The organism is Variovorax sp. GW460-12-1-14-LB1, from assembly GCF_059423605.1.
Genome location: NZ_JBWKYF010000006.1, coordinates 22,842 through 41,237 on the forward strand (window position 1 = coordinate 22,842; position 18,396 = coordinate 41,237).

Sequence of the window (18,396 nt, forward strand, 5' to 3'; positions counted from 1 at the left end):
CTGATCGCTTCGTGAGGCTGGCACTCGGCATCCGCTACAACGGCCAGGCATACGAGGGCTGGCAGAGCCAGCGCTCGGGCCGCACGGTGCAGGACAAGCTCGAAGCCGCCCTCGCGAAGTTCGCCGGCCTGCCCGCCGGCAGCCGGGTCAGCACGCTGTGCGCCGGCCGCACCGACGCCGGTGTGCACGGGCTGATGCAGGTGGTGCACTTCGACACCGACGTCGAACGCGATCCGTTCTCCTGGATGCGCGGCACCAACCGCTACCTGCCCAACGACATCGCGGTGCAGTGGGCGCACCCGGTGCCCGACGAATTCCATTGCCGCGCCAGTGCCCTGGCGCGTCGCTACGTCTACGTGCTCTCGCAGTCGCCCGTGCGGCCCAGCCTCGATGCGGGCCGGGTCGGCTGGTCGATGTACCCGCTCGACGGCGATGCGATGCGCGCCGCGGCGGCCCTGCTGGTCGGCCGGCACGATTTCAGCTCGTTCCGCGCTTCGGCCTGCCAGGCCCTCTCGCCGGTCAAGGACCTGCGGCGCCTCGAGATCACCCGCGTGGGCGATGGCGAACGCTGCCGCTGGCATTTCGAGTTCGAGGCCGACGCCTTCCTGCACCACATGATCCGCAACCTGATGGGCAGCCTGGTGCGCATCGGCCGCGGCGACGAGCGGCCCGAATGGATCACCGAGGTGCTCGAGGCGCGCAGCCGCAAGGTGGCCGCGCCCACCTTCTCCGCCGATGGCCTGTACTTTCTCGGCCCGTTGTACGACGCCAAGTGGGGTCTGCCGGCCGAGGCCACGTTCCAGGGCGAGCGGGCTTCGTATGATGGCCCGCCATGACATCCCCTGCTCCTCTCGCCCCACGCACGCGCATCAAGATCTGTGGCCTCACGCGTGAGGCCGATGTGGACGCGGCGGTCGAGGCCGGTGCCGACGCGATCGGTTTCGTGCTCTACCCGAAGAGCCCGCGCGCCGTGAGCGTCGAGCGCGCCGCCGAACTGGCCTCGCGCCTGCCGCCCTTCATCACGCCCGTGCTGCTGTTCGTGAACGCGGACACTCCCGAAGTCCTGGCCTCCCTGGCCCGCGTGAAAGGCGCCATCGCCCAGTTCCACGGGGAAGAAACGCCCGAACAGTGCGAGGAAGCCACCGGCCCGGGACGCTTTCGTTACATGCGCGCCGCCCGGATTCCGCTGGGGGCTGCCGGGGCCGGCTTCGACCTCGTAAAATACGCGTCCGATTACTCCCGCGCCCAGGCCATCCTGCTCGACGCCCATGTCGAAGGTTATGGCGGAGGCGGCAAGGCTTTCGATTGGTCACTTCTTCCACCCGCCGTCGACGCTCACCTCGTCTTGAGTGGTGGGCTCACACATGCAAACGTGAGCGATGGCATTCACAGCCTGCGGACGCGCTGCAAGACGCTGTCCGTTGATGTGAGCTCGGGCGTTGAAATCGACGGTCCCGGGCACAAGGGCCTCAAGGACGCCGGAAAGATCCGGGCATTCGTCGCCGCCGTGAGAGCCGCAGATGCGGCGAACACTGTCAAAGCCTCGGCCGCCGACGCTTCGTCCTTCTCCAGTTAGCCGCCGCACCCGATCGCATTCGGGCTGCGGCCCATCGATCGAGAACCATGCAAAGCCAATTCCAGGACTACCAGCAACCCGACGCCAGCGGCCACTTCGGCCCCTACGGCGGCACCTTCGCGAGCGAAACGCTCACCCACGCGATCAACGAACTGCGCGACGCGTATGCGAAGTTCAAGGACGACCCGGCCTTCCTGGCCGAGTTCCACTACGAGCTGAAGCACTTCGTCGGCCGCCCCTCGCCGATCTACCATGCCGCGCGCACCAGCCGCGAAATGGGCGGCGCGCAGATCTACCTGAAGCGCGAAGACCTCAACCACACCGGCGCCCACAAGATCAACAACGTGATCGGCCAGGCGATGCTCGCGCGCCGCATGGGCAAGCCCCGCGTGATCGCCGAGACCGGTGCCGGCCAGCACGGCGTGGCCACGGCCACCATCTGCGCGCGCTACGGCCTCGAATGCGTGGTCTACATGGGCAGCCAGGACGTGAAGCGCCAAAGCCCCAACGTCTACCGCATGAACCTGCTGGGCGCGACCGTCGTGCCCGTCGAATCCGGCAGCAAGACGCTGAAGGACGCGCTCAATGAGGCCATGCGCGACTGGGTCACCAACGTCGAGAACACCTTCTACATCATCGGCACGGTGGCGGGCCCGCACCCCTACCCGACGATGGTGCGCGACTTCCAGAGCGTGATCGGCACCGAGTGCATCGAACAGATGCCCGCCATGCTGGCGGCCGACGGCATCACCGGTGAAGCCGAGGGCAAGCAGCCCGACGTGGTGGTCGCCTGCGTGGGTGGCGGCAGCAATGCGATCGGCATCTTCCACCCCTACATCCCGTTCGCGGGCACGCGCCTCATCGGCGTGGAGGCGGCCGGTGAAGGCCTGGACAGCGGCAAGCACGCCGCCTCGATCCTGCGCGGCAGCCCCGGCGTGCTGCACGGCAACCGCACCTACCTGCTGCAGAACGACGACGGCCAGATCACCGAGACGCACAGCGTCAGCGCCGGCCTCGACTACCCGGGCGTGGGCCCCGAGCACGCCTACCTGGCCGACATCGGCCGCGCCGAGTACGTCGGCATCACCGACGTCGAGGCGCTCGAAGCCTTCCACTACCTGTGCCGCACGGAGGGCATCATTCCCGCGCTCGAATCCAGCCACGCCATGGCCTACGCCCTGAAGCTCGCCAAGACCATGCGCCCCGACCAGTCCATCCTCGTGAACCTCTCGGGCCGCGGCGACAAGGACATCGGCACCGTCGCCGACCTGTCGGGTGTCGATTTCTACGACCGCCCCTCGATGCGCGGTCTGAGCGTGAAGGGAGGCAAGTGATGAGCCGCATTGCTGCCAAGTTCCAGGCCCTGCAAACGCAAGGCCGTCGCGCGCTGATCCCTTACGTCACCGCCGGTTTCCCCTTCGCCGACATCACGCCCGAGCTCATGCACGGCATGGTCGAGGCGGGTGCCGACGTGATCGAGCTGGGCGTGCCCTTCTCCGACCCGATGGCCGACGGCCCCGTGATCCAGAAGGCCGGCGAGGCCGCGCTGGCGCTGGGCGTCGGCATGAAGCAGGTGCTCGCCATGGTGGCCGCCTTTCGCGCCAAAGACACGACCACGCCGGTCGTGCTCATGGGCTACGCCAACCCGGTCGAGCGCTACGACCTCGTGCACGGCAAGAAGGCCTTCATCCGCGACGCGGCCGCGGCCGGCGTCGATGGCCTGCTGGTCGTCGACTACCCGCCCGAGGAGTGCGAGGACTTCGCCGCCGACCTGAAAGCCGCCGGCATCGACCTGATCTTCCTGCTGGCCCCCACCAGCACCCCCGAGCGCATGGCGCAGGTGGCGCGCATCGCGAGCGGCTACGTGTACTACGTGTCGCTCAAGGGCGTGACCGGCGCCGGCCATCTCGACACCGAGGCGGTCGGGCGCATGATCCCGCGCATCCGCGAGCACGTGAGCATCCCCGTCGGCGTGGGCTTCGGCATCCGCGATGCGCGCACGGCGCAGGCCATCGGCTCGGCGGCGGACGCCGTGGTCATCGGCACGAAGATCATTCAACTCATCGAAGACCAGCCCCGCGACAACGTGGTGCCCACGGTGCGCGAATTCCTGGCCGGCATCCGGGAGGCGCTCGACGCGCTGCCGGCCGCCACGGCCAAGAACGCGGCTGGTCGATAATCACTGCCCTCACAAGGAGCCCCCATGAGCTGGCTTGAAAAACTGCTACCCGCCAAGATCGCACAAACCGACCCGTCCGAGCGCCGCCAGGTGCCCGAGGGCCTGTGGATCAAATGCCCGGCCTGCGAGACCGTTCTGTACAAGACCGACCTCGAGCACAACCAGAACGTCTGCCCGAGCTGCAGCCACCACCACCGCATCGGCGCCCGCGCCCGGCTCGATGCCTTCCTGGACGCCGAAGGCCGCTACGAAGTCGGTCAGGAAGTGCTGCCGGTCGACGCCCTGAAGTTCAAGGACAGCCGCAAGTACCCCGAGCGCCTGAAAGAAGCGCTGGAGAACACCGGCGAGACCGACGCGCTGGTCGTCATGGGCGGCTCGGTCCACAGCATCAGCGTGGTCGTGGCCTGCTTCGAGTTCGAGTTCATGGGCGGTTCCATGGGCAGCGTGGTCGGCGAGCGCTTCGTGCGCGGCGTCGAGACCGCCATCGAGCAGAAGGTGCCCTTCATCTGCTTCACCGCCACCGGTGGCGCGCGCATGCAGGAAGGCCTGCTCTCGCTGATGCAGATGGCCAAGACCAACGCCGCGCTCACGCGCCTGGCGAAGAAGGGCCTGCCCTACATCAGCGTGCTGACCGACCCGACCATGGGCGGCGTGAGCGCCGGCTTCGCCTTCGTGGGCGACGTGGTGATCGCCGAGCCCAAGGCGCTGATCGGCTTTGCCGGCCCGCGCGTGATCGAATCGACCGTGCGCGTGACGCTGCCCGAAGGCTTCCAGCGCGCCGAGTTCCTGCAGACCAAGGGCGCGATCGACTTCATCAGCGACCGCCGCGAACTGCGCAAGACCATCGCCAGCACGCTGGCCATGCTGCTGCGTCAGCCGGCCGACGCGGTGCTCTGACCGTTTCAGGCCCAGGCCTGTACGCCCGCACGCCGAAAGGCGGTGCGGGCGTTTTGTTGTCTGGGGTACCCCGACGCGTCAGGCGCCGAGCCGGAACGCGAAGACCAGCAGGTTGCCCAGCACGATCGCCACCACCTGCAGCACCACGATGGCGGCCAGCGGCGACAGGTCGACGCCACCGATCAGCGGAATGAAGCGGCGGAAGGGCCGCACCAGCGGCTCGGCCAGACGCGAGATCAGGTCGAGCAGCATCGGCGAGGCGCCGGGAATCCACGACAGCACCGCATACACCACCAGCAGCGCCGTCAGGCCCGACACCGCCAGCTGCAGCAGGCCGACCAGCGACACCAACGGCAGAGCCGTGATCCGCGCCAGGCTGCCGGCCAGCAGCCACAGCACCAGGAACTTGAGCATCACCAGCAGCCAGGCCGCGATCAGGCTCGCGAGGTCCCAGCGCTTCACCGCGGGCACGATGCGCCGCAGCGGCAGCACGATCCAGTCGGTGATGGCGAACACGAAACGCCCCAGCGGATTGCCGAAGGGCACGCGGTGGTACTGCATGTACAGGCGCAGCAGGCAGGCGCCGCCGAGCAGGCCGACGATCACGTCGAGAAGAAACGAGGGTATCTGGTACAACATGTCGGATGGGCAGGGAGGTGCGCACGCGCGCGACTGCTCCGATTCTGGACCACAAGCCTCGCCCCCGGCCACACCGCCCTACGGAACCCCATGCCTTTGCTCAGCGTCGTGCTCCCCACCTTCAACAGCGGCGAGTTCCTCATCGAGACGCTGCAGTCGCTGCAAGCACAGACCTTCACCGACTTCGAGCTGCTGGTCATGGACGACGCCAGCACCGACGGCACCTGGGAGCGCCTGGCGGCCTTCGACGACCCGCGCATCCGGCGGCACCGCAACGCCTGCAACGTCGGCCTGCCGGCCAACATGAACCTCGCGATGGCGATGGCCCGGGGCACCTACTTGGCGCGCGTCGACCACGACGACTGCGCCACGCCGGAGCGCTTCGCCAAGCAGGTCGCGTTCCTGCAAAGCAACCCGTCGGTCACCGTCGTCGGCAGCCAGCTCGAGCACTTCCAGGACCAGGCCGGCGTCACCGGCCTGCCGCTGGACGACGCGACGATCAAGGCCCGCATGGTGGAGGGCTACGACTACCTCGCGAACCAGAGCACGACCGGGCGCCTGGACTTCTACCGCGCGCACGGGCTGCAGTTCGACCCCAACCTCTACGCCGTCGACGACCTCGGGTTCTGGGTCGACTGCATGCTGCACGGCGCGCGCTTCGCGAACCTGCCCGAGCCGCTGACGCGCTACCGCATCCACCCGGGCATGACCTCCCGCACCTTGCCGCGCGACCGGCTCTACGCCTCGAAAGACCGCATCTACCGGCGCCTGCTGCCGCTGGTCTTCCCGCGCCTGCGGGGCCGCGAGTGCGAACAGCTGCTCACGCTGTACCGCAACCCCGGCGACATGCCCCAGACGCTGGCCCACCTGGTCGACCTGCATCGCGCGGCGCACAGCGCCCTGTCCGAGGTCGACACGCGCTGGGGCCAGAGCGCCGGCGAGTGCCAGCAGTCGATCCTGAACCTGCTCAATCACGCGCGCCACGCGTTCCAGACACAGGGGATACTGCGGCCCGAACACGCGACCGTCCTCAACCTGATCCTTCAACCCAGCTGACCGCGGCGACTGGCCCGGCCCTTTTCAACGTGCGCATTCCTCTCTTTCCGCTCGGTACGGTCCTGTTTCCCGGCGGCCTGCTGCCGCTGCGTGTCTTCGAGGTCCGCTACCTCGACATGGTCGGCAAGTGCCGCAAGGCCGGCACCCCGTTCGGCGTCGTCAGCCTGACGAGCGGCGCCGAGGTGCGCAAGGCCGGCGCCGAAGCCGAAAGCTTTGCCGCCGTCGGCACGCTCGCCGACATCCGCACCTTCGACGCGCTGCAAAGCGGCCTGCTGCAGATCGAATGCGTCGGCACGCAGCGCTTTCGCGTGCGCAGCAGCGAGCTGCAGAAGCACGGCCTGTGGATCGCCGAGGTCGACGCCGTCGCCGACGATGTCGACCTCGAAATTCCCGACGACCTGCGCCACACCGCCACCGCGCTGCGCCGCCTGATCGACACCCTCGAAGAGCGCCGCCACGCACAGGGCGACACGGTGCGCCTGCCGATCGGCGCGCCCTATCGCCTCGACGACTGCGGGTGGGTGGCCAACCGCTGGTGCGAGCTGGTGCCGATGCAGGTCGAGCTGAAGCAGCGGCTGATGGAACTCGACAGCCCGCTGATGCGGCTGGAGCTGGTGAGCGACCTGCTGGCGCGCACCGGCATCACCGACTAGACACGGCCCGCCGCGAGATGAGCCCGGCGCCGGTCCGCTTCCACTCGATCCTGCTGCGCGCGGGCGCGGAGGCCTTCGCAGACAACCACCGCGCCTACTGCGCCCGCTGGGGCTACGCGCACCGCCTGCACGCCATCGGCACGCCGCACAACAGCGCGCGCACGCTGCTGGTCTACAAGTACAGCGTGGTGAGCGCCGCGCTTGCCGATGCGCCCGACGGCACGCTGCTGGTCTTCGCGGACGACGACGCGGCCTTTCTCGCGCCCCTGCCGGCCCCCGCCGTGATCGGCGACGCGCCCTACTGGATCGCCGAGAACGAGCACCACCACCGCCCCGAAGGCAGCTGCTTCATGCTGCGCGCGGGCCCCGAGGCGACGGCCCTGGTCGCGTCCGTGCTCGAGCGCCTGCGCATCGCGCCCGACGCAGGCACCGACCGCTGGGCGCACCGGGAGCTCGAAGGCTTGGCGGCCCATCCGCACCACCAGCTCATCGACGGCCGGCACTACCCCAACCTGCTGTTCGCGCGCTTCGGCCACTACCTGCCCGAGGTCTCGGCCTTCGTGCTCTCGTTCAACCCCGCGGTCCACATCGATGTCCAGGACATGCGGGTGCGGAGCCTCTTCGTCGCGCACCTGAACGCGGTGCTGGCACGCGACGGCCAGCTCTACGACGACCTGCCGCCGACCCCCACGGGCCAGCCGGACTACGACGTGCGCAACCCCGGCCGCCCCGTCGCCTTGCTGACCAGCTACACGCCCAACATCGCCGGCTATGCCACGCTGTCGGAGCGCAACATCGCCGCGTACGCCGACCACCACGGCCACACCCACCACGTCTACCGCGACCTGCCCGCCGACCTGCGGGGCCGCGTGGCCGGCAACTGGATCAAGCCCCGGCTGCTGCTCAAGCACCTGGCCGAACACGAACAGGTCGCGTGGGTCGACGCCGACATCCTCATCCACGACCGTGCACGGACGCTGGCCTCCCTGCTGCGCGGCCGGCCGGTGGCGCTGGCGCGCGACGTGTCGGGCTACGAATTCAACAGCGGCTTCATGGTGTTCTCGAACACGCCGGCCTGCATCGCCTACCTGCAGCGCGTGCAGGCGCTCATCGACGCCGTGCAGGACAAGCGCGGCGTCTACGCCTCGGGCGGCGACCAGGCCTTCTTCGTCGCCGCCTGGGCCGAGGCCGGCGGCGACGCGGCCATGCCGCGTTCCGACGGCGTGTCCTTCAATTCGCACCCCGCGCTGTACGACGGCGACAGCTTCATGCTGCACTACATGGGCTACCCGGATCGCCTGCGCACGCTGGTGATGCAGCACGACGCCCAACGGATCGCGCACCGCCACGCCGGCACGCCAGACGCCGCGACACCGCCGAACGGCTGAAAACGCTGAGGGTCAAGCTCTACTTTTGATAGCAACTCTCACAGAACTGACGGGCGCTTCAGGCCGATTCCGCTCAAGGCCGATGGGCTAAAATGCACGGCCCGCGCACACCCTCCTCTTCTTGCTGCGCCCCCACACGCCTCCCATGTCCGACGAACAACTGCCCTCCTCTTCTCCCACGTCCACGGCCGACGACAACCAGCTCATCGTCGAACGCCGCGAAAAGCTCAAGCTGCTGCGCACGGCGCAGACCGAAGGCAAGGGGGTCGCGTTCCCGAACGACTTCAAGCCCGGCCACCGCGCCGCGGCGCTGGTCGAGCAGCACGGCGGCACCGAGCCGGAAGCCCTGGAAGCACAGGCCGTCGCCGTCAGCGTGGCCGGCCGCATGATGCTCAAGCGCGTGATGGGCAAGGCCAGCTTCGCGACCGTGCAGGACGCCACCGGCCGCATCCAGCTGTACGTGACGCGCGACGCCATCGGCGAAGAGGCGTATGCCGACTTCAAGCGCTGGGACCTCGGCGACATCCTCGGTGCCGAAGGCTCGCTCATGAAGACCAAGACCGGCGAACTGTCGATCAAGGTCAGCCGCCTGCGCCTGCTCACCAAGAGCCTGCGTCCGCTGCCTGACAAGTTCCACGGCATGTCCGACCAGGAGCAGAAGTACCGCCAGCGCTATGTCGACCTGATCACCGACGAGTCGGCCCGCGTGCGCTTCACCGCGCGCAGCAAGGCCGTGAGCGCGCTGCGCGAGTTCATGGTGGCCAACGACTTCCTCGAGGTCGAGACGCCCATGCTGCACCCCATTCCGGGCGGCGCGAATGCCAAGCCCTTCAAGACACACCACAACGCACTCGACCAGGAAATGTTCCTGCGCATCGCGCCCGAGCTGTACCTCAAGCGCCTGATCGTCGGCGGCTTCGAGCGCGTGTTCGAGATCAACCGGAGCTACCGCAACGAGGGCATCTCGGTGCGGCACAACCCCGAGTTCACGATGATGGAGTTCTACGCGGCCTACTGGAACTACCGCGACCTGATGGACTTCACCGAGACGCTGATCCGCACCATCGCCGACAAGGCCGTGGGCACGCAGCAGCTCACCTACGGCGGCAAGGCCGTCGACCTGACGCAGCCCTTCGAGCGCCTGACGATCCGCGAAGCGATCCTCAAGCACACCGATGCCGGTGATGGCGTGGACGACACCGCCTGGCTCATCAACGCCCTGCGCAAGCTCGGCCTGAGCGAAGAAAAGGACAAGCTCTCGCAGCGCAGCCTCGCCAGCCTGCAGGTGATGTACTTCGAGGAGACCGTCGAAGAGAAGCTCTGGCAGCCGACCTTCATCATGGAGCACCCGACCGAGATCTCGCCGCTGGCACGCGCCAACGACGAGCGCCCCGAGGTCACCGAGCGTTTCGAGCTGTACATCACCGGCCGCGAATTCGGCAACGGCTTCAGCGAGCTGAACGACGCCGAAGACCAGGCCGCGCGCTTCAACGCGCAGGTGGCCGCCAAGGACAGCGGCGACGACGAAGCCATGTTCTACGACCACGACTTCGTACGCGCCCTCGAATACGGCATGCCGCCCACCGGCGGCTGCGGCATCGGCATCGACCGCCTGATGATGCTGCTGACCGATTCGCCGAGCATCCGCGACGTGATCCTGTTCCCGGCGCTGCGCCGGGAAGGCTGACCCACCCGACGGGGACGCTGTCCGTGACCGACTTTCTCTGGCAAGACCGCGACAAGAAGGAATACGTCTACCCGTTCAACCCCAGGCCCGAGTGCCTGGACATGATCCAGCGTCCTCCCACGGTCGCCCTCGACATCGGGTGCGGCTCCGGTGGCGTGGGCCACGAACTGCGCCGGCGCCACCCCGGCTGCGAGCTCTGGGGCTGCGAGTTCAACGCCTCGGCGGCGCAGGTGGCACGCGCGCATTTCGACAAGGTCGTCGAACAGGACGTGGAAACCGTCGACTTCGCCGCGATGGGGCTCACGCGCCCCTTCGACCTCGTGTGCCTGTTCGACGTGCTCGAGCACCTCGTCAATCCGTGGCAGCTGCTCAGCGGCCTGAAGCGCATCGTCGCGCCGGATGCGCAAATATTGGTCAGCCTGCCGAACGCGTCCAACCTGCCGATGCTGTACGACGCCATGCGCGGGCATTGGCACTACACCCACTGGGGCCTGCTCGACTTCACGCACCTGCGCTTCTTCACGGACTTCGACGCGCGCAAGATGTTCTACCAGACGGGCTTTCGCGTGATCGACCACCGGCTCGACTACCTCGGCGAAGGCCGCGGCATCTACGAGCGCCACCAGGCAGAGCCCTTCCCCCTGGTGCTGACGCTGGGCGGGCTCTCGCTGCAGGTCGCATCGGCCGACGACCTGGCGCGGCTGTGCGCCGATCGCAACCTCTACCTGCTCAGCCCGCACCACGGCGACTTCCGCGACGACAGCGAGCGCGAGATGGCGTCGAACAGCTACCCGACGACCTACACCTTCGGCGGCTGAAGCGCGGCGCGTGCCGCCCGCTCAGCCCAGGCGCTTGGAGCGCGCGTCAACGTCCGCCATGTACACCGACCGGTAGGGCTCCCCGAGCCCCACGAAGTGCACCAGCAGGCTGTCGTCGCCTGCCAGGTGTGGCGGCGTGTTGATGCTCAGCAGGTCAGTCACGACCGCGTCACCGATCAGGCCGTGCTCGCCCAGCACCACGTTCGTGTAGTACTGGTCGCCCTGGCTGGCGTACACGGTCGATTTGTCGTCGACGCCGGTGATGCGCTCCCACAATTGCGTGAGCAGTTCGAGGTTGCGCTCGGTGTGGCGGAACCCCATCACGCCCGAGTTGACGTCCCACGCGCCGATGTCCTTGGCGAACAGCAGGTCGCAACCTTCGAGCAGCGGCTCGATGCGTTGGGCCTGGTTGACGAACAGGGTGTCGGCGTCGATCCAAACCACCCACTGGTGCTGCGCGAGATGCCGCTTCACAAGCCAGCTCTTCACCCAGGCGCCGCTGATCGACGGATCGAGTTCGCCCGGGATGGCGCGGTAGACGTGGTAGCCGTACCCGTGCCGCTCGCAGTAGCGCCGCACGTTGTGCTCCGACACGCGCGCGTAGTCGTTGATGTGGTGCGTGTAGAGCGTGACGAAGGCGATGGGCGCCTGCGGGTTGACGCATGAATAGGCGTCTTCCGAGATCGCCGGGTAGGCCGGCGGTGGCAGCACGGGCTCGCCGTCGGTCAACGCCGCATTCACCCGGCGCACCAGCAGGCGCTGCAGGTTCGCGTCGTGCAGCAGCTCATCCAGCACGCGACCTTCGGCATCCAGCTCCACCAGGGGCGCCAGGTGCACCACGAAGATGCGGGCGGTGAACCAGTTCGCGATGCGCCACGAGACGTTCACGTAGCAGTCGCCGATGAGCCCGTTGCACGGCAGCATGCCGGCCGGACGCAGCAACGCCGCGGCGTCGAGGCGGGGCGTGACGCGCGCGACGACCTGGCTCGCCGCCCGGATGAGCGCATGCAGCAGCGCGCGGTTGGCCGCCGTGTTGCGCAGGATCATCAGGTTGCACAGCGGCAGGCCCTTGGGTCCGTCGACCACGAGCAGGTCGCGGCCTTCCAGGAGCGTTTCGACAGCCACCGGGTGGAACACCACCGAATCGCCGTCGAGAAAGAGCAGCCAGTCGCCTTCGTCGAGCCCGCGCAGGCGGCGCAGCATCTCGGCGTACTTCGCGCAGTCGCGCAGCGCGGGATGCCCCGCGCGCTCGCTCTCCACCCAGGCATGGGGGTAGCCGAAACGGCGGCAGTAGTGGCTGTGGTTGCGCAGCACCGGCTCGTCGAGCCGGTCGAAGAAGGTCAGGCACAGCGGCATCGACGGCGTCCGGGTGGGGTGGTCATTGGGGCGCAGTCTATCGCGCGCTCCGGCCGACCCTCTACACTCTTGGGCCCTCCGATTTCCTGCTTGAATGAATCCCCTACGCACCCCGGCCATCGGCATCGATTTCGGCACTTCGAATTCCGCGGTTTCCTTTGCCCCCCCCGGCGAGGCCGCGCGCCTGCTGCCCATCGAGGGCAGCGCCACCACGCTGCCGACCGCCCTCTTCTTCAACGCCGAGGACCGCAGCACGCACTTCGGCCGCGACGCCATCGCGCTGTACCTGTCCGGCGTCGAAGGCCGGCTCATGCGCTCGCTCAAGAGCCTGCTCGGCAGCCCGCTGATGCAGGAAAAAACCGCCGTCTACGACGGGCTGGTCAGCTTCGAGGACATCATCGCGCGCTTCCTGCACGAGCTGGTGACGCGCGCCGAACGCGAGCTGGGCCAGCGCCCCGAGCGCGTGGTCATCGGCCGCCCGGTGCATTTCGTCGATGACGACGCCAAGCGCGACCAGCGCGCCGAGGAAAGCATGCGCCACGCCGCGCGCGCCGCCGGCCTGCGCGACGTGTCCTTCCAGTACGAGCCCATTGCCGCGGCCTTCGACTACGAGCAGCGCGTCACGCGCGAATCGCTGATCCTGATCGTGGACATCGGCGGCGGCACCTCCGACTTCACCGTGGTGCGCTTGGGCCCCGAGCGCATGGCGCGCCCCGACCGCGCCGACGACGTGCTGGCCACCAGCGGCGTGCACATCGGCGGCACCGACTTCGACCAGCGCCTGAACCTGGAGCGCGTGATGCCGCTGCTCGGCCTGCGCCACCTCGGCCCGAGCGGGCGCGAGGTGCCCAGCAAGGTGTTCTTCGAGCTGTCGTCCTGGCACCTGATCAACTGGCTCTACGCCCCGAAGGCCGTGCGCCAGGCGCGCGAGCTGCGCACCAGCTACAGCGACCGCCAGCTGCACGACCGCCTGATGACGGTGCTCGAGGAGCGCCACGGCCACCGCATCGCCAGCGAGGTCGAGCAGGCCAAGATCAACGGCTCGGTCAGCGACGCCGAGGTGCAGATCGACCTGTCGTGCATCGAGGCGGGGCTGGCCTCGGCGCTGACGCCGGCCGACATGGCGCAGCAGCTCGCGGCACCGCTGGAGAACGTGGTGGCCTGCGCCCACGCCTGCGTGAAGCGCGCCGGCCTGCGCAGCGGCGACCTCGACGCCATCTACCTCACCGGCGGCTCGTCGGCCCTGCGCCCGTTCCAGCGGGCGCTGCGCGCGAGTTTCGCCGGCGTGCCGCTCATCGAGGGCGACCTGCTCGGTGGCGTGGCGGCGGGGCTCGCCTATTCGGCACGCACGGCGGGGTGAGCCACCGATGAAGTACCTGTCCGCGTACCCGCCCGCGCTGCTGGCGCAGGTGAGCGAGCTGATGGCGGCCGACAAGCTCGGCGCCCTGCTGCGCGGACGCTACGCCGGCCTGCACGACATCCGCACCGACCGCGCGCTGTACGACTACGCCTGCGAGCTCAAGGGCGAGTACATGCGCAAGGCCGAGCCGCTGGCCAAGGCCGTGTTCGACAACAAGCTGCATGTGGTGCGCCATGCGCTGGGCACCCACACCACCATCGCGCGCGTGCAGGGCAGCAAGCTCAAGACCAAGCGCGAGATCCGCGTGGCCAGCCTGTTCAAGACCGTGCCGCTCGAATGGCTGCGCATGATCGTCGTGCACGAGCTGGCCCACACGCGCGAGAAGAACCACGACAAGCCCTTCTACGCGCTGTGCACGCACATGGAGCCCGAGTACCACCGCTTCGAGTTCGAGCTGCGCCTGTACCTGACGCACCTGGAGGCGGGCGGCGCGCCGCTGTGGCCCGCGGCCGTGGGCGCGCCCGCCCCGGGGGGGCCGGGGGCGGGGGGCGCGCGGGCCGCGGACTGACCCGGTACAGTCGTCGCCCATGACCCTGCCACGGCTGCACTTCACGTCACTGTCCGAAGACGCGGTCTGCGGCGACATCGTGCGGACCTACCGCCTGGCGGCCGAGCGGCTGGGCTACCCGACGAGCTACACGCCGGCGAACATCGACCCCGGCGCGATCAACATCCTGTTCTTCTTCTGGAATTTCCCCTGGCAGAGCCTCGAGCCGTTCCACCCGAATTGCATCGTCGTCAACTTCGAGCCGATGGTCGAAGGCACGCATGCCTGGAACGACCGTTACCTCGACCTGCTCCCGCGCTGCTACCTGTGGGAGTACAGCAAGACCAACTTCCATCGCCACCGCGAGCTCGGCTACCAGAACGCCGACTACGTGCCGCTGGGCTGGGAGCCCGACGCGGCCCGCATCCTGCCGTTGTCGGAAGTCCTGCCCGAGGAGGAGCGCGACATCGACGTCTGCTTCTTCGGTTCGTTCACGCAGCGCCGGATCGACGTGCTGGAAGCGCTGATGGCGCGCGGCCTGCGCGTCGAGATGACGCGCGGCGGGTTCTGGACTCAGGCCGAGCGCGAAGACCGCATGCGCCGCGCCAAGGTCATGCTGAACCTGCACAACTGGGAAGAATCCCGCGTGGTCGAGACGCCGCGGCTGTCGATCCTGCTGCGCCATCGCAAGGCCGTGGTCTGCGAGCTCTACCCCGGCAGCGAGATCGACCCCGCCTTCCGCGATGCGGTGGTGGGCGTGCCCTACGACCAGCTGGTCGACACCGTGGTCGCGCTGGTCGCCGATGCGCCGCGCCGCGCGCAGCTCGAACGCGACGGGCTCGACACGCTCGAGCGGGCCTTCGCGCCGCCGGACATCGGCCCCGCGCTCGAACGCTACTTCGCCTGGCGCGCCCAGCAGCCCGACCGCGTGCCGCCCGTGGCGATGCCGCGCGTGACGGTCTGCCTCACCGTCAGCGTGGTGCCCGACGGCAGCCGCGACGACTGGCTGCACGACTTGCGCGACTGGGCCGCACAGGCCGACGTGGCGCTGGAACTGGTCGTGGTGGCGGCAGGCCTGCCCGCAGTGGCCGAAAGCGAGGCGCGCGCCATCGCCCCCGACCTGCGCTGGATCGCGCTGCCCATGGCCTGCGACCGCGCCACCCTGCGCAACCTTGCGCTCGCACAAGCCACCGGCGAGCACGTCGTCTTCGCCGATGCGGGCGACCGCGCCCTGCCCGGCCGCCTGCAGCGGCAGGCCGCACTGCTCGCCGCCTGCCCGGACCTGGACATCGTCGGCTGCTGGAGCGAGACGCCCGCCGGACCGCTGAAGTACGCCCAGCGGCACGATGAAATCGTGGCCGAAGCGCTGGGCCCCGAGCCGCTGCGACTGTCGGCCTGCCTGGTGCGCCGCCGCTTCCTGGAACGCACCGGCGTGCGCCACGACCCCGAGTTCGCTGTGCACGATGCACTGCAGATGCTGTGCCGCTGCATCGTGGCCGGTGCGCGCTTCGCGGTCATTCCCGAGCTGCTGCACCGTGCGGCACCCGTCGCGCCGCCGGCCGACCTCGCGCACGCCGCGTCGCTCGCCATGCGCGCGCGACGCGCGCTGCTGCGCCATCTGCTGCCACGCAGCCGCGTGGAAGACATCGACCTCATCGCCCAGCTCTACGCGCACCTGTGGCCGCCGCAGCGCGACTTCGCCGAACAGCTGCTGCGCACCGTGGCGCAGGCCTGCGCGGCGCTTGCGCCCACCGTCACGCCGCGGATCGACGCTGAAATGCTGGCACGCGCGCTGCGCACCGAAACCCTGCGGCTGCTGCAGGTGTTCTTCCAGGCCGGCCTGGCCGACAAGCCCTGGCTGGAATCGCTGTTCGAGACGCCCGAGGTGGCCGCGTTGCTCGGCCCCGCGGCGAATCAGCTGCCGGTGCGGCCCTTCCGCGACTGAGCGCCGGCCAGCAGGCGTTGCGCCTGCACGTAGCGCGTCGAGGCCGTGAGCGCCTGCCAACCCAGCGCTTCACCGCCCGACAACAGCGACCGGCGCCGCGCCTCGCTGGCCGCATCGCCCTGCCAGCGACCGTCGGCCGCCGCGGCGGTGAAGCCGTCGAGCATCTCGTCCAGCGGCCGGCCTTCGCCGATGCTCTGGTTGCACAGCAGCGCCAGGTCGCAACCCGCCGCAAGGGCCGCTAGCACGGCGTCGGTGTAGCTCAGCAACTGGCCGTCGATGTAGCGCCCGGCTTCCATGCTCAGGTCGTCGCTGAACACCGCGCCGTCGAACGCAAAGCGCTGGCGCAGGATGTCCTTCAGCCATTTTTCAGAGAAGCCCGCCGGCCGCTTGTCGACCTTCGGGTAGATCACGTGCGCTGGCATGACGGCCGCGAGCGTGCCCGCCAGCCAGTCGTAGGGCCGTGCGTCGTCGGCCAGGATGGCCTTCAGGCTGCGCTGGTCGACCGGGATCTCGACGTGCGAATCGGCCTGCACGAAACCATGCCCCGGAAAGTGCTTGCCGCAGTTGCGCATGCCCATCTGCAGCATGCCGTGCATCACGCTCTTGGCGAGCAGCGCGACCACGCGCGGGTCGCGGTGGAAGCTGCGGTCGCCGATCACGCTGCTGCCGCCGTAGTCCAGATCGAGCACCGGCGCGAAGCTGAAGTCGACACCGCAGGCGCGCAGCTCGCCGGCCAGCACCTGCCCGGCGGCGGTGGCGACCTGCGTAGCGCGCAGGGCATCGTGCATCCACAGCTCGCCCAGGCTGCGCATCGAGGGCAGCCGCGTGAAGCCGTCGGTGCGAAAGCGCTGCACCCGACCGCCTTCGTGGTCGACGCAGATCAGCAGGTCGGGCCGGATCGCCTTGATCTCGGCGTTCAGCGCGGTCACCTGCGCGCGGTCCTGCCAGTTGCGGGTGAAGTGGATCACGCCGCCCACATGCGGGTTCGCGAGGCGCCGGCGGTCGGCGGCGGTGAGTTCGGTGCCGGCCACATCGATGAGGAGCGGCGCGTGGTTCAGGTCGGTCATGTCTCGGTGTCTGTCGGTCGGTCGGCGTGGCCGCCGGGAGTCTTCAGGCCTTTTCCACCACCACGAAGCTGGCGGCGTACTCGGTTTCGTCGGTGACGGTCACGTGCGCCGTCAGGCCCTGCGCCTCGAACCAGTCTTTCAGCTCGCCGTGCAGCACGATCACCGGCTTGCCGCTGCGCAGGTTGGCGATCTCGCACAGGCGCCAGCTCATCGGCATGCGCATGCCCAAGCCGATGGCCTTGCTGAAGGCCTCCTTGGCGGAAAAACGCGTGGCCAGATAACTCAGGCCGCGCTTGGGCCAGCGTGCGGCGCGGGCCTGCCAGATGGCGAACTCGGCGTCGCTCAGCACCCGGCGGGCGAAGCGCTCGCCCTGGCGCTCGAAGGTGGCCGCGATGCGGCGCACGTCGCAGATGTCGGTCCCGATGCCGTAGATCATGCGGCGTCGGCGATGCAGCGCAGGTAGTCGCGCGTGGTCGCGGCGTACCCGAGTTCGAGCGCATCGGCGACGAAGGCATGGCCGATCGACACCTCGTGCACGCCGCGCACGGCACGCAGGAACGGCGTGAGGTTGTCGCGGCTCAGGTCGTGGCCGGCGTTGACGCCCAGGCCCGCCGCGTGGGCGGCCTGCGCCGCGGCCACGTAGCGCGCGAGCACTGCGGCTTCCTGCGGCGTGCCGCGCGAGGCGGCGTAGCCCTCTGTGTAGAGCTCGACGCGGTCGGCGCCCACGGCCTTGACGGCGGCCATCATCTCGGGGATCGGGTCCATGAACAGGCTCACGCGCACGCCCAGTGCCTTGGCTTCGGCGATCAACGGGCGCAGGCGCTCGGCGTCTTCCGGGAAGCTCCAGCCGTGGTCGCTGGTCGACTGGGTCTCGCTGTCGGGCACGAAGGTGGCCTGGTGCGGCTTGAGCTCGCGCACGAAGTCCATCAGGTTGTGGAAGGGGTTGCCTTCGATGTTGAACTCGATGCCCGGCCAGTCCTTGGCGAGCAGTTCCGACAGGTCGCTCACGTCGTGCGCGCGGATGTGGCGCGCGTCAGGCCGCGGGTGCACGGTGATGCCCTGCGCGCCCGCCGCCAGGCAGGCCTGGGCAGCGCCCACCACGCTGGGGATGCCGAGGTGGCGCGTGTTGCGCACCAGGGCGACCTTGTTGAGGTTGATCGACAGGGCCGTGGTGGTGCGAGGGAGGGAGGACGAGGTATCGCTCATGGACGCAATCGCTTTCTTCTCT

18 protein-coding genes are annotated in these 18,396 nt (G+C 69.0%); 13 read left to right on the top strand and 5 right to left on the bottom strand.

Going from position 1 to position 18,396, the window contains the following annotated elements:
* Window positions 1-11: 11 nt before the first annotated feature.
* The 5 genes from truA to accD are packed head-to-tail and all read left to right on the top strand — an operon-like array spanning window position 12 to window position 4,652.
* Window positions 12-836: a tRNA pseudouridine(38-40) synthase TruA gene (gene truA, locus AC07Y4_RS04730; protein ID WP_495274235.1), complete on the top strand. Its 825-nt coding sequence runs from the start codon at window positions 12-14 to the stop codon at window positions 834-836.
* Window positions 833-1,576: a phosphoribosylanthranilate isomerase gene (locus AC07Y4_RS04735; protein ID WP_495274236.1), complete on the top strand. Its 744-nt coding sequence runs from the start codon at window positions 833-835 to the stop codon at window positions 1,574-1,576. The genes truA and AC07Y4_RS04735 overlap by 4 nt, the downstream gene beginning before the upstream one ends.
* 47 nt (window positions 1,577-1,623) lie before the next feature.
* Entirely contained in the window at window positions 1,624-2,910 is a 1,287-nt protein-coding gene (trpB, locus tag AC07Y4_RS04740) for a tryptophan synthase subunit beta (protein ID WP_495274237.1), read from the top strand.
* The gene (gene trpA / locus AC07Y4_RS04745) at window positions 2,910-3,755 is read left to right on the top strand and encodes a tryptophan synthase subunit alpha (protein WP_159275647.1); all 846 of its coding nucleotides are present in this window, start codon (window positions 2,910-2,912) and stop codon (window positions 3,753-3,755) included. Before trpB ends, trpA begins: the two co-directional genes overlap by 1 nt.
* A 24-nt stretch (window positions 3,756-3,779) precedes the next feature.
* Window positions 3,780-4,652: an acetyl-CoA carboxylase, carboxyltransferase subunit beta gene (gene accD / locus AC07Y4_RS04750; protein WP_056572057.1), complete on the top strand. Its 873-nt coding sequence runs from the start codon at window positions 3,780-3,782 to the stop codon at window positions 4,650-4,652.
* Between the two features lie 78 nt (window positions 4,653-4,730).
* Here accD and AC07Y4_RS04755 read toward each other — a convergent pair whose 3' ends face one another.
* On the bottom strand, window positions 4,731-5,291 hold the full coding sequence (locus tag AC07Y4_RS04755) for a YggT family protein (RefSeq protein ID WP_056572059.1): 561 nt from the start codon (window positions 5,289-5,291) through the stop codon (window positions 4,731-4,733).
* A gap of 90 nt (window positions 5,292-5,381) precedes the next feature.
* Here AC07Y4_RS04755 and AC07Y4_RS04760 point away from each other — a divergent pair, with 90 nt between their 5' ends.
* From AC07Y4_RS04760 to AC07Y4_RS04780, 5 genes are all read left to right on the top strand, one after another.
* Window positions 5,382-6,347: a glycosyltransferase family 2 protein gene (locus AC07Y4_RS04760; RefSeq protein WP_495274238.1), complete on the top strand. Its 966-nt coding sequence runs from the start codon at window positions 5,382-5,384 to the stop codon at window positions 6,345-6,347.
* Between the two features lie 29 nt (window positions 6,348-6,376).
* A complete protein-coding gene (locus AC07Y4_RS04765) occupies window positions 6,377-7,000 on the top strand; it encodes an LON peptidase substrate-binding domain-containing protein (RefSeq protein WP_495274239.1) in 624 nt (207 codons plus the stop codon).
* A 17-nt stretch (window positions 7,001-7,017) separates the two neighbouring features.
* A complete protein-coding gene (locus AC07Y4_RS04770) occupies window positions 7,018-8,388 on the top strand; it encodes a hypothetical protein (RefSeq protein ID WP_495274240.1) in 1,371 nt (456 codons plus the stop codon).
* 145 nt (window positions 8,389-8,533) lie between these two features.
* On the top strand, window positions 8,534-10,075 hold the full coding sequence (gene lysS / locus AC07Y4_RS04775; protein WP_495274241.1) for a lysine--tRNA ligase: 1,542 nt from the start codon (window positions 8,534-8,536) through the stop codon (window positions 10,073-10,075).
* 23 nt (window positions 10,076-10,098) lie between these two features.
* Window positions 10,099-10,893, top strand: a complete 795-nt coding sequence (locus AC07Y4_RS04780; protein WP_495274242.1) for a class I SAM-dependent methyltransferase — start codon at window positions 10,099-10,101, stop codon at window positions 10,891-10,893.
* A gap of 21 nt (window positions 10,894-10,914) precedes the next feature.
* Here AC07Y4_RS04780 and AC07Y4_RS04785 read toward each other — a convergent pair whose 3' ends face one another.
* Window positions 10,915-12,249, bottom strand: a complete 1,335-nt coding sequence (locus AC07Y4_RS04785; RefSeq protein ID WP_495274243.1) for a galactosyl transferase GMA12/MNN10 family protein — start codon at window positions 12,247-12,249, stop codon at window positions 10,915-10,917.
* A 94-nt stretch (window positions 12,250-12,343) separates the two neighbouring features.
* Between AC07Y4_RS04785 and AC07Y4_RS04790 the strand changes: the two genes are divergently transcribed.
* Genes AC07Y4_RS04790 through AC07Y4_RS04800 form a run of 3 tightly spaced genes read left to right on the top strand, consistent with a single transcriptional unit; the run spans window position 12,344 to window position 16,101 of the window.
* Entirely contained in the window at window positions 12,344-13,609 is a 1,266-nt protein-coding gene (locus tag AC07Y4_RS04790) for an Hsp70 family protein (RefSeq protein WP_495274244.1), read from the top strand.
* A 7-nt stretch (window positions 13,610-13,616) separates the two neighbouring features.
* Window positions 13,617-14,177 carry a YgjP-like metallopeptidase domain-containing protein gene (locus tag AC07Y4_RS04795; protein WP_495274245.1) on the top strand — a complete coding sequence of 187 codons (561 nt, stop codon included), beginning with the start codon at window positions 13,617-13,619 and terminating at the stop codon, window positions 14,175-14,177.
* Between the two features lie 19 nt (window positions 14,178-14,196).
* Window positions 14,197-16,101 carry a glycosyltransferase family A protein gene (locus tag AC07Y4_RS04800; protein ID WP_495274246.1) on the top strand — a complete coding sequence of 635 codons (1,905 nt, stop codon included), beginning with the start codon at window positions 14,197-14,199 and terminating at the stop codon, window positions 16,099-16,101.
* Here the strand turns inward: AC07Y4_RS04800 and nagZ are convergent.
* Genes nagZ through AC07Y4_RS04815 form a run of 3 tightly spaced genes read right to left on the bottom strand, consistent with a single transcriptional unit; the run spans window position 16,071 to window position 18,374 of the window.
* Window positions 16,071-17,168: a beta-N-acetylhexosaminidase gene (nagZ, locus tag AC07Y4_RS04805; RefSeq protein ID WP_495274247.1), complete on the bottom strand. Its 1,098-nt coding sequence runs from the start codon at window positions 17,166-17,168 to the stop codon at window positions 16,071-16,073. The two genes, AC07Y4_RS04800 and nagZ, sit on opposite strands and share 31 nt — an antisense overlap.
* Before the next feature lie 43 nt (window positions 17,169-17,211).
* Window positions 17,212-17,604 carry a holo-ACP synthase gene (gene acpS, locus AC07Y4_RS04810; RefSeq protein WP_056572075.1) on the bottom strand — a complete coding sequence of 131 codons (393 nt, stop codon included), beginning with the start codon at window positions 17,602-17,604 and terminating at the stop codon, window positions 17,212-17,214.
* Window positions 17,601-18,374 carry a pyridoxine 5'-phosphate synthase gene (locus tag AC07Y4_RS04815; RefSeq protein ID WP_495274248.1) on the bottom strand — a complete coding sequence of 258 codons (774 nt, stop codon included), beginning with the start codon at window positions 18,372-18,374 and terminating at the stop codon, window positions 17,601-17,603. Before AC07Y4_RS04815 ends, acpS begins: the two co-directional genes overlap by 4 nt.
* Window positions 18,375-18,396: the final 22 nt, after the last annotated feature.

Coding starts and splice junctions, on each gene's coding strand:
- trpA (WP_159275647.1), top strand. CDS start 2,910: ATGAGCCGCATTGCTGCCAAGTTCCAGGCCCTGCAAACGCAAGGCCGT.
- AC07Y4_RS04760 (WP_495274238.1), top strand. CDS start 5,382: ATGCCTTTGCTCAGCGTCGTGCTCCCCACCTTCAACAGCGGCGAGTTC.
- nagZ (WP_495274247.1), bottom strand. CDS start 17,168: ATGACCGACCTGAACCACGCGCCGCTCCTCATCGATGTGGCCGGCACC.
- AC07Y4_RS04770 (WP_495274240.1), top strand. CDS start 7,018: ATGAGCCCGGCGCCGGTCCGCTTCCACTCGATCCTGCTGCGCGCGGGC.
- AC07Y4_RS04790 (WP_495274244.1), top strand. CDS start 12,344: ATGAATCCCCTACGCACCCCGGCCATCGGCATCGATTTCGGCACTTCG.
- accD (WP_056572057.1), top strand. CDS start 3,780: ATGAGCTGGCTTGAAAAACTGCTACCCGCCAAGATCGCACAAACCGAC.
- acpS (WP_056572075.1), bottom strand. CDS start 17,604: ATGATCTACGGCATCGGGACCGACATCTGCGACGTGCGCCGCATCGCG.
- AC07Y4_RS04815 (WP_495274248.1), bottom strand. CDS start 18,374: ATGAGCGATACCTCGTCCTCCCTCCCTCGCACCACCACGGCCCTGTCG.
- AC07Y4_RS04755 (WP_056572059.1), bottom strand. CDS start 5,291: ATGTTGTACCAGATACCCTCGTTTCTTCTCGACGTGATCGTCGGCCTG.
- trpB (WP_495274237.1), top strand. CDS start 1,624: ATGCAAAGCCAATTCCAGGACTACCAGCAACCCGACGCCAGCGGCCAC.
- AC07Y4_RS04735 (WP_495274236.1), top strand. CDS start 833: ATGACATCCCCTGCTCCTCTCGCCCCACGCACGCGCATCAAGATCTGT.
- AC07Y4_RS04785 (WP_495274243.1), bottom strand. CDS start 12,249: ATGCCGCTGTGCCTGACCTTCTTCGACCGGCTCGACGAGCCGGTGCTG.
- lysS (WP_495274241.1), top strand. CDS start 8,534: ATGTCCGACGAACAACTGCCCTCCTCTTCTCCCACGTCCACGGCCGAC.
- AC07Y4_RS04795 (WP_495274245.1), top strand. CDS start 13,617: ATGAAGTACCTGTCCGCGTACCCGCCCGCGCTGCTGGCGCAGGTGAGC.
- AC07Y4_RS04800 (WP_495274246.1), top strand. CDS start 14,197: ATGACCCTGCCACGGCTGCACTTCACGTCACTGTCCGAAGACGCGGTC.